9 protein-coding genes and 1 pseudogene are annotated in these 11,987 nt (G+C 73.7%); 8 read left to right on the top strand and 2 right to left on the bottom strand.

Annotation, left to right across the window (positions count from 1 at the left end; genetic code table 11):
• Positions 1-127: 127 nt before the first annotated feature.
• Entirely contained in the window at positions 128-1,495 is a 1,368-nt protein-coding gene (locus AB0G84_RS26575; protein ID WP_361325697.1) for an alkaline phosphatase PhoX, read from the top strand.
• Positions 1,496-1,573: 78 nt separating this feature from the next.
• Here AB0G84_RS26575 and AB0G84_RS26570 read toward each other — a convergent pair whose 3' ends face one another.
• Positions 1,574-2,242: an ABC transporter gene (locus AB0G84_RS26570; protein ID WP_361325694.1), complete on the bottom strand. Its 669-nt coding sequence runs from the start codon at positions 2,240-2,242 to the stop codon at positions 1,574-1,576.
• Positions 2,239-3,213: an ATP-binding cassette domain-containing protein gene (locus AB0G84_RS26565; RefSeq protein WP_361325799.1), complete on the bottom strand. Its 975-nt coding sequence runs from the start codon at positions 3,211-3,213 to the stop codon at positions 2,239-2,241. Before AB0G84_RS26565 ends, AB0G84_RS26570 begins: the two co-directional genes overlap by 4 nt.
• Before the next feature lie 195 nt (positions 3,214-3,408).
• On the opposite strand from AB0G84_RS26565, the gene AB0G84_RS26560 reads away from it, so the two are divergent.
• The 7 genes and pseudogenes from AB0G84_RS26560 to AB0G84_RS26530 all read left to right on the top strand — a co-directional run bounded on the left by AB0G84_RS26560 (position 3,409) and on the right by AB0G84_RS26530 (position 11,876).
• Positions 3,409-4,164 carry a peptidyl-tRNA hydrolase gene (locus AB0G84_RS26560; RefSeq protein ID WP_361325691.1) on the top strand — a complete coding sequence of 252 codons (756 nt, stop codon included), beginning with the start codon at positions 3,409-3,411 and terminating at the stop codon, positions 4,162-4,164.
• Between the two features lie 179 nt (positions 4,165-4,343).
• Positions 4,344-4,868: an SLATT domain-containing protein gene (locus AB0G84_RS26555; protein ID WP_361325688.1), complete on the top strand. Its 525-nt coding sequence runs from the start codon at positions 4,344-4,346 to the stop codon at positions 4,866-4,868.
• A gap of 472 nt (positions 4,869-5,340) precedes the next feature.
• On the top strand, positions 5,341-6,420 hold the full coding sequence (locus AB0G84_RS26550; RefSeq protein ID WP_361325797.1) for a serine hydrolase domain-containing protein: 1,080 nt from the start codon (positions 5,341-5,343) through the stop codon (positions 6,418-6,420).
• A 243-nt stretch (positions 6,421-6,663) separates the two neighbouring features.
• Positions 6,664-7,891: pseudogene (locus tag AB0G84_RS26545) on the top strand (DUF692 family multinuclear iron-containing protein); the annotation flags it as partial.
• A 332-nt stretch (positions 7,892-8,223) separates the two neighbouring features.
• The gene (locus AB0G84_RS26540) at positions 8,224-9,198 is read left to right on the top strand and encodes a TIGR04222 domain-containing membrane protein (RefSeq protein ID WP_361325686.1); all 975 of its coding nucleotides are present in this window, start codon (positions 8,224-8,226) and stop codon (positions 9,196-9,198) included.
• Positions 9,199-9,302: 104 nt separating this feature from the next.
• The gene (locus AB0G84_RS26535; RefSeq protein WP_361325683.1) at positions 9,303-10,106 is read left to right on the top strand and encodes a TIGR04222 domain-containing membrane protein; all 804 of its coding nucleotides are present in this window, start codon (positions 9,303-9,305) and stop codon (positions 10,104-10,106) included.
• An 84-nt stretch (positions 10,107-10,190) separates the two neighbouring features.
• A complete protein-coding gene (locus tag AB0G84_RS26530; RefSeq protein ID WP_361325680.1) occupies positions 10,191-11,876 on the top strand; it encodes an alpha/beta hydrolase in 1,686 nt (561 codons plus the stop codon).
• Positions 11,877-11,987 lie beyond the last annotated feature (111 nt).

The raw sequence follows: 11,987 nt of genomic DNA, 5'->3' as shown, positions 1-11,987 counted from the left end.
CGGCGAGGGCACTCCCCCGCGCCGCCCGGGCGGCGATCCCCGCAGGCGCGGCCCTGGTTCCCGGCGGGGCAGGTGCGTGATACACACGAGCGGGTCACGTCACCTGTCCGCCAACAGGGAGTTGCCCATGTCTGCGACACGACGTCAGATCCTGGCGAGAACCGGCGCGTTGGGAGCCTCCATCGCCTTCTCCGGGAGCCTCACCGAGATCTTCGCGGGGACCGCGACGGCCCGGGACATGGGGCGGCGGGGCTACGGCCCGCTGGTCCCCGACCCGGCCGGTCTGCTCGACCTCCCCAAGGGCTTCCGTTACCGGGTCCTCTCCAAGGAGGGCGATCCGCTGCGCTCCGGGGAGGGCAAGGTGCCGAGCAACTGCGACGGCATGTCGGCCTTCCCGGGCCGCCGCGGCGGCACCCACCTCGTCCGCAACCACGAGAACCGTACGGGCTCCCGCTCCGCCGTCCCGCACGTGCGCGATCTGACGTACGACCCGGGTGGCGAGGGCGGGTGTACGGCCCTGGAGCTGGCCGGGGACAACACCGTGCGCTCCGAACGGGTCGCCATCGCCGGCACCTCCACCAACTGCGCGGGCGGCCCGACCCCTTGGCACACCTGGCTGACCTGCGAGGAGACCGAGTTGCGGGCCGGGGAGGAGAACTACACCAAGGACCATGGCTTCATCTTCGAGGTCGACCCGTACGACCCGCGGCGCACCGGGGCCGTCCCACTGACCGCGATGGGGCGCTTCCAGCACGAGGCGATCGCCGTGGACCCCCGCACCGGCACGGTCTACGAGACCGAGGACGCCTTCGACAGGCCGTTCGGGCTGTTCTACCGCTTCCTTCCGGAGAAGCCGCTGGGCGGGCGCGGCTCCCTCCGGGCCGGCGGCCGCCTCCAGGCGCTGCGCGTCCCCGGGGTGCCCGACCTCTCCACCATCCAGCAGCCCGGCGCCACCTTCGACCACGTCACCTGGGTCGATGTGCCCGATCCGCTCGCGCGCCGGACTCCCGTCCGCTTCCAGGACTTCGGCCCGCAGGGCATCACCCATGCCCAGAAGCTGGAGGGCTGCTACTGGGGCGGTTCCTGCGTCTACTTCACGTCCAGCTTCGCGCACCGCTCCGACGGCTCGGCCGCCGACCACTACGGCCAGGTCTGGAAGTACGACCCGCAGCGGCGCCGGCTCACCCAGGTCGTGGTCTTCGGCCCGGACACCGACCTCCAACTGCCCGGCGAATCCCCCGACAACATCTGCCTGGCGCCCAGCGGCGGCCTGATGGTCTGTGAGGACGGCGAGGGCGCCCAGCACGTCTTCGGCCTCACCCGTGGCGGCGAGGTCTACCCGATGGCCCGCGGCCGGCAGAACATCGGCACCCCGGACAAGCCGGAGTGGGGCGAGTTCGCAGGGGTGACCTTCTCCCCCGACCACCGCACGATGTACGTGAACTGCTACACGCCGGGGACGACGTTCGCCGTGACGGGGCCCTGGCATCACTGAACGGCGGGTGCCCGGTGAGACGTCCGGCTGCCGGTCGTCCCACCGGGTCCCCTCAGGGGCGGGGGCCGCGGCGGCGGTTCAGGTGCGGCGGGAGCTCAGCGCACAGGCCGCGGCCGTGGCGCCCGCCGCGAGGGCCGCGGTGGTGGCGAACGGGAGCCAGGGGATGGCGACGACGCCGTGCAGGGAGCCGGTGACCAGACCGTGAACGGCGGCGTTGGCGGGTGAGGGGCCGAGGACGAGCAGCAGCAGGGCAGCGAGCAGCCCCGCAGGGATGGCCCACCCGGAGCGGCGCAGCACCGGCCAGTTGCACAGCACCCCGGCGGCGATGCCCAGCAGCAGGCACGACAGCGCGGCGAGCAGCCCCGCGCAGGTCGCCGGGAGGACCGGGACGGCCACCCGGTGGCCGGCGGAGTGCGGGTCGGACAGCAGCACCACCAGCGCCGTACCGACGAGCGCGAGCAGCGCTCCGGCGCCGGCCGCGGTCAGCACACCGGCGAGGTGCACCCGGCCGGGCCCGGCGGCGGCCGCGGCGCAGGCGCGGGCGGCCGGCGGCTCGTTGGTGACGCAGACCCGGGTGAGCCATACGGCGACCGGCAGCAGCCCGCCCGCGGCGTAGCCGAAGTCGTTGAGGATCGCGCCGCCGCTCTGGATGCCGATGGCCAGGAACGCCGCGTAGGCGATGACCGGCGGCAGCCAGCGGTGCGAGCCGATGAGCAGGGCCGCCTGATAGCGAAGCAGAGCGATCACGGGAGCGGGTCCTCATCGGGGTCGGGGGCGGCATCGGTGTCGGGGGCGGCGTACGGTCCGGGCGGGGCGGCGGAGCCGTGGCGCATGCCGGGGTCGGCGGCCGGCCGGTGGACGGGGCCGAGCGAGCGGATGTGCCAGGGCGGCCGGGCGGCCAGCAGAGTGCGCAGCAGTGAGTCGGAGTGGACGGCCGGGACGGTCAGGCGGACCGTCCCGTCCGGCTCCGGTGCGATCTCCGGCCTGCCGGGCAGCCGCGGCTCCCCGGCGGACCCACCGGGTACGGCCCCCGGGGCGCCCTCGGCCACGATCACCACCTGGGGTCCGGAGGGGGCCGCCGAGGCGTCGACCGCCGGCGCCCCGCCGGCCCCATGGACGAGCAACTGCCCCTCCACCACCCGGTAGCGGGCGTCGTCCGCGCCGGCCAGCCGGCGCGGGTCGTGGTCGACGAAGACGACGGTGCCACCGGCCGTGACCCGCTCGGCGACCGCCCGGTCGAGCACCTCCCGCGCCCCGCGGTCCAGGCCGGTCCAGGCCTCGTCCAGGACGAGGAGTGCGGGCTCGGCGAGCAGGGCCTGGGCTACCGCGACCTTCTGGCTGGTGCCCTTGGACAGCTCGGTCAGCGGCGTCCGGGCGTGTCCGGCCGCGCCGAAGCGTTCGAGCCACTCGGTGGCCCGTCGAGCGGCGACCGGGCCGCGCAACCCGTGCACGCGGCCGAGGTGGGTGAGGTAGCCGACGGCGGTGAACGGCAGCGCGGCCGGGAAGCGTTCGGGAACGTAGGCGCTGCGCGGGCGGCCGGTGATGCGGCCGGTGCTGGGACGGTCGATGCCGGCGAGCAGCCGCAGCAGGGTGGACTTCCCGCTGCCGTTGGTCCCCTCGATGCGCAACAGCGCCCCGGCGGGCACCTCCAGGTGCACGTCCCTCAGCACCCAGGGGCCGCGCACCCCGTAGCGCCGCCCCACCCCGTCCAGCTTCATATGCTCCGGCACCTTCGCTGTCCTCCCCCGGCTTCCGGCATCCCGGGCGCTCGCTGCGCACCAGCTGCCCCGTGGTGTGCGACGTTCCTGATGCCCGGTGCGTTCCCCCGCCGGTCACCAAGTCCGACGGGAGCCGGAGCGGCCGGCCTCCGGTACCGCGGCGGCGTTGTCGGTGGCGGCTGGCAGACTGGGCACGTGACCAGCACCGAGTCCGCCGGCCCGCCCGGCAACAGCTCCAGCAGCCCGTTCCGCCACGGAGAGTCCGACCGGGACGCGGCACCGCAGTTCGTCCTGCCGCTCGTGGTGCGGATGGAGCGGGCCGAGCCACCGGCGCGTACCGATGCGCTGGAGACGGCCGCGCGGGCGGTCCTGGTGCTGCTGGCGGACGAGCGGGCGGCCGGGGACGGCCCGTGGGCGCAGGCGGTGCGGGACTGGCAGGACGCCCGGATCCGGAAGGTGGTACGGCGGGCGCGCGGCGCGGAGTGGCGGCGGGCCGAGGCGCTGCCGGGCATCACGGTCGTCGGCGACGGCGCGGAGGTACGGGTCTTTCCTCCGGTACCGCTGGACGGCTGGCCCAAGGACCTGGCGCGGCTACAGGTGTCGGGCACGGAGCTGGACGATCCGGAACCGCCCGCGGCGCCCACCGAGGGCCTGCCGGTGCTGTGGCTCAATCCGGGGCTGGAGATGTCGGCGGGCAAGGAGATGGCGCAGACCGGCCATGGCGCGCAACTGGCCTGGTGGGAGCTGCCCGAGGAGGCGCGGACGGCCTGGCGCGAGGCGGGTTTCGCGCTGGCCGTACGGTCCGCGGAGCCCGCGCAGTGGGCGGAGCTGACCCGCAGCGGGCTGCCGGTGGTACGGGATGCGGGCTTCACGGAGGTCGTCCCCGGATCGTGCACGGTCGTCGCCGACCACCCCGCGCTGCGGAGGGCGCTGCCGCCGCTGCCTCAGTGAAAGTACCGACCGCCGAGCCTCGTGAGGCCTGGCAGGCGGGGCGTGAGGTGCCGGAGGCGGAGCCGTGTGGTGTCTCACTGCCTCCGCTGAGAGGCGGGGCATGGTTGACGAGCGCCTAGCGGTGAGGCGAGATGGATGCACGCACTGGGCATCGCATGTCGTGTCGCTGAGGGGGACTCGTGGGTGCGGACGCGCACGCCGCTTCGGGCCGTTTGGAATTGTTGGAACGATGGTCGAAGGGCCTACAGGTGCTTCATGTCGCGCACAACATCGCATCGGAACGGTTCAGCCGGTGGAGTCGCATCACGGGGCTCGCCACGGCGATGCTGTCGACCGTCGTGGGTACTGCGATCTTCGCCTCGTTGTCGAGCTCGGACTCGCCCACCGTACGCGTTGCCGCTGGTGCCTTCAGCCTGGTAGCAGCGGCGCTCGGCGCCGGACAACTGGTCTGGAACTACCCGGAGTTGGCTTCACGCCATCGTGATGCTGCTGTGCAGTATGCGTCCCTTCGCCGTCGGGTGGATCTCGCGAAGGTCAATGACGAGCGGCTGCGTGACTCGGACATCGACACCATGTCATCCGAGTGGCAGGAGATAGAGCAGTCTGCCCCAACGTTGCCAGCCATACCCCGGCGGCTTGCCAGGCGGGCGATCACGGCCTATGAGTCCCGCGCGAACGCCCTTCCCGGGTCCTCCCATGAGTAGCCCATGCGCGTGGACTGCTCTTCCCTAGCTGGACTCGGAGCGCCTACATCACGCCGTGGAGGCTGATGGTCGTCCCCGGATCGTGCGCGGTCGTCGCCGACCACCCCGCGCTGCGGAGGGCGCTGCCGCCGCACGGTGGGTGAGGCGCGCCCGCCTGCCCCGGCGCCGCGGGCACCGCGTCCCCGCCCCGTCCCCATCGGCTGGGCGCACCGGGGGTTAGCCCTACCCGGGGCGGGCGGGTAGCAGGATCGCCGCAGGTCGCCGCACCCGGAAAAGCTGGGCCCAGCACATACCGCTGGTTACCCAACGATTCCACAGGAGTTGGCACGTGCGTGAGCAGGCATGGCAAGGGCTTCGTCCTTCCGGACGGGCAGGGGACACGCTTCGTTCTTCCGGACGGGCAGGGGACCCGCTTCGTTCTTCCGGACGGCGGCGGAGCGGCCGGCGCAGAGCCGTGCCGGCCGTGGCCGCGATGGCCGTCGGCATCATGACGATGAGCGCCCTGGCGCCGCCCACGGCGCTTGCCGCCGCCAGGCCGGACACCGTCCAGCAGGGCCTGAACGCGCTGGTGCGCACCGACGGTCTGCCCGCCGCGCTGGCGAGCGTCCAGGACCGCACAGGCCGCACCCGTACCTACACCGCGGGGGTCGGCGACGTGGCCACCGGCTCGAAGGTGCCGAAGGACGGGCAGGTACGGATCGGCAGCAACACCAAGGTGTTCACCGCGGTGGTCGTGCTGCAACTGGTCGGGGAAGGGAAGATCGGCCTCGACGCCACGGTCGACACCTATCTGCCGGGCCTGGTACGCGGGGAGGGGATCGACGGACGCCGCATCACCGTCCGTCAGCTCCTGCAGCACACCAGCGGACTTCCCAACTACACCGACTACGACCTCCAGCCACGGTACTTCGAGCCCCGCGAGCTCCTCGGCATCGCTCTCCGGCACAAGGCTCACTTCGAGCCCGGGGCGAAGTGGGAGTACAGCAACACGAACTACGTACTGGCCGGCTTGATCGTCCAGAAGGTCACCGGCCGCCCCCTCGCCGAGGAGATGGACCAGCGCATCATCGAACGCATCGGGCTGCACCACACTTACTTCCCGGCACCCGGTGACATGACCCTCCGGGAACCCCATCCCAAGGGCTACGACAGGGAGTCAGCAGGCGCGCCTCTGCGCGATGTCACGGAAATGGACCCCTCCTGGGCCTGGGCGGCAGGCCAGATGATCTCCACCGGCTCCGACCTCGACCGGTTCTTCACCGCGCTCCTTGCCAGCCGCCTCCTCCCGCCGGCCCAGCTCGCCCAGATGCGCACCACCGTTCCCGCCGACTACTTCGGCTCCGGCGCCCGCTACGGACTGGGGCTGGTGAGCACGCCGCTGTCGTGCGGCGGGGTCTACTGGGGCCACGGCGGCAGTCTCCCGGGGTACGAGACCCGGGGCGGAGCCACCGACGACGGCCGCGCCGCCAACGTCGCGGTCACCCTCCAGCCGACCGACGAGGCAGCCATGGAGCACGCGGAGAAGGTCGTGGACACGGCCCTGTGCCGCTGACCGCGCCTGCCGGGACCGCCCCGCGCGTCAGGGGCGGGGCCGGTATCAGGGGGCGGTGTCGGGGGCCGGTGTCGAGGCGGGGCCGGTGTCGAGGCGGGGCCGGTGTCGGGCTGGCCTCGACCAGCCGACCGTCCGCGGCGGCGCGTACGAAGCTCAAATCAACCTCTGAAGTCGGCCGCCGTAGGATTCGGCGTGGTACGACACGGCCATGAGTACCCCGACCACCCGGCGAGAGGGGGAGCCATGGAGCGCCTGGGTACCGGAATCGGCTGGCGGCCGGAGATCGCCATGGAGATAGCGGAGTTGCCCGGCCTGGACTGGGTCGAGGTGGTGGCGGAGAACATCTGCCCGGACCATCTGCCGCCCGCCCTTGCGGAGTTGCGCGGGCGCGGCACGACCGTCGTCCCGCACGGGGTCTCGCTGGGCCTCGGCGGCGCGGACCGCCCGGACCCCGGCCGGCTGGCCGCACTCGCCGAGCGCGCCGAGGCGCTGGGCTCCCCGCTGGTCACCGAACACCTCGCCTTCGTCCGGGCCGGTGGGCCGCTCACCGCCTCACCCGTGATGGAGGCCGGGCACCTGCTGCCGGTGCCGCGCACCCGTGACGCGCTGGAGGTGCTCTGCGAGAACGTACGGATCGCGCAGGACGCCCTTCCGGTGCCGCTGGCCCTGGAGAACATCGCAGCCCTGATCAACTGGCCGGGCGAGGAGCTGACCGAGGGGCAGTTCCTGACGGAACTGGTGGAGCGGACCGGGGTGCGACTGCTCATCGACGTCGCCAACCTCCATACGAACCACGTCAACCGCGGCGAGGACCCCGCCGTCACCCTGGACGAGCTGCCAGTGGAGGCCATCGCGTACGTCCATGTCGCGGGCGGGGTGGAGCGGGACGGGGTGTGGCACGACAGCCACGCCCACCCGGTGACCCGGCCGGTGCTGGAGGTGCTCGCCGAGCTGTGTGCCCGGGTCGCCCCGCCCGGGGTGCTGCTGGAGCGGGACGAGGACTTCCCCGAGGGCGGGGAGCTGGCCGGGGAGCTGGACGCGATCCGTGCGGTGCTGAGGGAGGCCGGTCATGCGCAGGCAGCCTGAGGCAGTACAGGAGCGGTCCACGGCGGAGACTCCGCCACCGGCGCCCTCCGCACCGGAGACGTCCGCGCCCTCCGCACCGGAGACGTCCGCGCCCTCCGGACTGGAGTCGTCCGCGCCGTCACACCACCTACCGGAGGCGTCCGCGGCCTCCGCACCCGAGCCATCCGTACCGGAGACATCAGTCCTGGAGACATCCGCACCGTCGCACCTCATACCGGAGGGCTCCGCGGCCCGGACCGGGGCGCCGCGGGCCCACGCCCCACAGCCCGCCGCGCCGGAGACCGGCGCCGGCACCGAACCGGCCCGTCAGCGGCTGGCGTTGGCACAGGCCGCGCTGCTGTCCGCGCTGGTCGCCGGCACCCCGGCGCCCGAGGGCTTCGACCGCGCCCGGCTGCGGGTGCAGAGCCGGGCCCTGGTCGCCAAGCGGGCCTCGGTGGTCACCACGGTCGCGCCCGAACTGCCGGAGATCCTCGGCGCGGACTACCGAGCGGCGTTCCTCGACTACGCCCGGAACCGGCCGATGGCCGGCGGCTACCGCCGGGACGCCCTGGACTTCGCGGCCCATCTGCTGGCCCAGGCACGCCCCGAAGACCCGGCCGCACGGCAGCGGTTGACCCGCTGGTGGCGGGATCGCGCGGGCCCCACGCCGCCGTCCGCGCGGCCCCTGGCCCGACTCACCCGTACGCTGCGCGACGCGCTGTACAGGAGGTGACCGGGGTGTCCTTCGCACAGTGGGTGTACGCCGGGCTGGGCCTCTCTTCTCTGGTGCTGGTGGCCGGCGTGGTGCGGATGCGGCTGGCGACGCCGTCCGCGGGCAAGACGGACGCACTCACCCGTGACGTCTGGGAGATGGCCTTTCTGGCCGGCGGCCCCGCGCGGCTGGTGGACGCCGTGATCGCGCAGATGCACCAGGACGGCCGGCTGGTGGTGGGCGGCCCCGGCGTGGTGACCGTACGGCAGGCCACCGCCCGGGACGCGGTGGAGGAGGCCGTCCTGGACGCGGTTGCCCGGACGCCCGGCGGGGCGCTGGCCACGGTGCGTGCCGCGGCGATGCGCAGCCCGGGGGTCCAGGGCGTCGGCGACCGGCTGGCGGCGCGGGGCCTGATGCGCCGTCCGCAGCCCGGCTGGCGGCGGCTGGCGCTGGTGCACATGGTGGCGTGCGGGGTGGTGTTCCTGGCCGCGCTGCCGGCGTCCGGTACGGCGGGCATGGCGGACCCGCCGGTGGTCGTCGCGGTCGTACCGGCGATGATCGGCGGGCTGGTGGTGGGCTCGTGGTGTCGGAAGGCGTTCACCCGGCGGATCACCACGGCGGGCTCCTCGGCGCTGCGTGCCGCGAAGGCGGCGCATCCCGAGCCGGCCGACGGTGCCGCCTGGGAGTCCGTCGGGCTGGCGGTGGCGCTCGGCGGGACCGCGCTGGTCGCGGACGAGCTGCTGCGCGAGCAGTTCGAGGAGGCGCACCGGGCGGCTGCGGCCGGCGCGGGCGCGCCCTCGTCGTCCGGCGGGGACTCCGGTGGTGGTACGGGCGGCGACGGCGGCGGCTGGTGTGGCGGGTCCGACGGCGGGTCGGGATCGGGCTGCGGCGGGTCGTCCTGCGGCGCCGGATCGTCATGTGGGGGAGGTTCGGGGTGTGGTGGCGGCTCGTCGTGCGGGGGCGGGTCGTCGTGCGGGGGCGGTGGCTGCGGCGGCAGCTGACGCGCGTAGCGCTCCCGGCCGCCTGGGGTGAGAGGGACGGGAGGTGCGCCACATGGGGCGAAAAATCATGGCGCTTCCCCGGATCGTGCCGTAAGAAACCTCCTATGTGGCTGCCCTTCTTCCTCGTCGCCTGTGTGGCGGCGGTCCTGACCTGTGCGCAGATCTGCCGTGCCGCCGTCGCCCTCGCCCGCGTCACGGGACCGTCCGTGCCGCCTCCCTTCGTCTCCCCGGATCCGCAGGCGACCGACCGGCCCGCGTCGGAGCTGACCCTCTACGAGGTGGCCTATCTGTCCGGCGGCCCGCACCGGCTCGCCGATGTGGTGTTGGTGCTCATGGCCCAGCAGCGGAGGCTGCTGCTCGCCCACACCGGCTGGGCCACCGTCGTCGACCCGGTCGGCCTGGACCCGGTCGAGCGGGCCACGCTCAGCGCCATCGGCCCCGACGGACAGTGCCGGATACCGGAGGTCCGGGACGCGCTGGTGGCCGACGAGGCGGTGCGGGAGGTCGGCGACCGGCTGGTGGCCGCGGGGCTGGCGCTGCCCGCCGCGGCCCGCGGCATCCGCACCGCGGTGCGCCAGGTCCAGGGCGCGGCACTGGTGGTGGCGCTGTCGGCCGCGGCGAGTCTCTGGGCGGCGCCCTCCGGAGCGGACACCGGGGTGCTGCTGGGCTGGTTCGCACTGCCCCTGATCCTCGTCGTGGGGACCCTCGCGGTGGCCCGCTTCGAGCTCCATCCGTACCGCGACTGGGCCACCGGGGCGGGCGAACGGCGGCTGCCCGGCCGGGCCGGTACCGCCCCCTCCCCCGGCTCCCGCTCCCCCTTCTCCTCCCTCATCACCCTGGCGCTGCACGGCCCCACCGCCCTCACCGACCCCGCCCTGCGCGCCGCGCTCCACTCTTCCGGGGCATAGCGTCCGACACCGGCACCAGGTGCTTTACTTCGCCATTCACCGACCCAAATATCCCTTTTGTATGCACACACGAAGGGACGGCCAGTGAGAGCACTTGCGTTGTACGGCACCATCGGGTCGCTGATCGCGTCCGCCCTGGCCACCGCCCCGGCGGGCGGGGCCACGACGGCGCCCGATGCGCCGCCGGCCCCCGTGGCGCACCGGATCGAGTTCGGCCGCTGCGCGCCGGTGGAACACCTGCCGACGTCCGTCGAGTGCGGCCGGCTCACCGTCCCCCTCGACTACGCGCGCCCCGACGGCAGGAAGATCCAGCTGACCGTCAGCCGGATCCGCGCCACCGCGCGCGGCGAGCGGCAGGGCTCACTGGTCTTCAACCCCGGCGGCCCCGGCGCGTCGAGCCTGGAGTTCCCGCTCTACGGCACGCTCCCCAAGTGGAGCAAGATCGCCCGCGCCTACGACTTCGTCGGCTACTCGCCGCGCGGTGTGGGCCGTTCGGCGCCGCTGTCGTGCCAGGACCCCAAGGAGTTCGCCAAGGTACCCACCGACAGCCAGGTGCACCCGGACGCGGCGTTCAAGCGCAGGAAGCGGGCCCAGGCGCAGGCCTACGCCCGGGGCTGCGCCCGCCGGGCCGGTTCGGCGCTGCCGTTCTACAACTCGGTCAACAACGCCCGCGACCTGGACATGCTCCGGGCCGCGCTGGGCGAGAAGAAGCTGACGTACATGGGCGCCTCGTACGGGACGTACTTCGGCGCGGTCTATGCGACGCTCTTCCCCGGCCACGTCCGGCGGATGCTCTTCGACAGTGTGGTCAACCCCGATCCCCGGCAGATCTGGTACCGCAACAACCTCGACCAGAACATCGCCTTCGAGCGGCGCTGGGGCGACTGGCTGCGCTGGGTCGCCAAGCACGACGGTCGCTACCACCTGGGCAGGACCGGGCAGGCAGTGCAGCGGGCGTACGACACCGCCGCGCGGAAGCTGCGCGGCCACCCGGTCAACGGCACGATCGGCGCCGGCCAGCTGCAATCGGCCTTCCTCAAGACCGGCTACACCGACGCCTTCTGGCCGATGCGCGCCGAGGCGCTCTCGAAGTTCCTGCACGGCGACCCCAAGCCGCTGATCGCCCAGGCCCTGCCGCGGACGGACGGTGCCAAGGAGGAGGAGAACGCCAACGCCGTCTACACCGCCGTGGAGTGCAATGACGCGCCCTGGCCGCAGTCTTGGAGGACCTGGGACCGGGACAACACCCAGGTCGCCCGGATCGCGCCGTTCGAGACCTGGGACAACGCCTGGATGAACCTGCCGTGCGCCTACTGGCCGAGCCGGGCGGAGTCGGCCGAGGCCGGTGTCCAGGAGGCGATCCGCCGGGCGGAGCACGGTGCCGGCCAGGAGCTGTCGGACGCCACCCACCACGCCGCCACCACCGCGCTCGACGGTGCGCTCCGCGGACAGCGCCACCCCCTGGACATCCGCACCAGGCCGGGCGCACTGCCGCCGGTGCTGCTGCTGGCGGCCGAGCGGGACGCGGCCACGCCGTACCGGGGGGCCCTGGAACTGCAGCGGCGGCTGCCGGGCTCCTCCCTGGTCACCGAGAACGGTGCGGGCACCCACGGCATCGCCTTCAACGACAACGCCTGTGTCAACAACTTCGCCGAGGCCTACCTGCTGCGCGGGAAGATCCCCTCGCGCCGGGTGTACTGCGCGCCGCGCCCCGAGCCGGTACCGGGGCAGACGGTGACCCGGGCGCAGCACGCGCTGCCGGGGAAGTAACCAGCCGGGAAGCATCCGGTCAGGGAAGCAACCGGCCGGAGAAGTCTCCGGCCGGCAGAGAGCGGAACGGGCCGTCCCTCGAGGGGCGGCCCGTTGCCGTGCCCGCGGTCA

Origin of the sequence: Streptomyces sp. NPDC020742, from assembly GCF_040641675.1 — a bacterium.
Taxonomy (GTDB): Bacteria; Actinomycetota; Actinomycetes; order Streptomycetales; family Streptomycetaceae; genus Streptomyces.
This window is presented reverse-complemented; position numbering and strand designations above follow the sequence as displayed.

Coding starts and splice junctions, on each gene's coding strand:
- AB0G84_RS26550 (WP_361325797.1), top strand. CDS start 5,341: ATGGCCGTCGGCATCATGACGATGAGCGCCCTGGCGCCGCCCACGGCG.
- AB0G84_RS26565 (WP_361325799.1), bottom strand. CDS start 3,213: ATGAAGCTGGACGGGGTGGGGCGGCGCTACGGGGTGCGCGGCCCCTGG.
- AB0G84_RS26575 (WP_361325697.1), top strand. CDS start 128: ATGTCTGCGACACGACGTCAGATCCTGGCGAGAACCGGCGCGTTGGGA.
- AB0G84_RS26535 (WP_361325683.1), top strand. CDS start 9,303: ATGTGGCTGCCCTTCTTCCTCGTCGCCTGTGTGGCGGCGGTCCTGACC.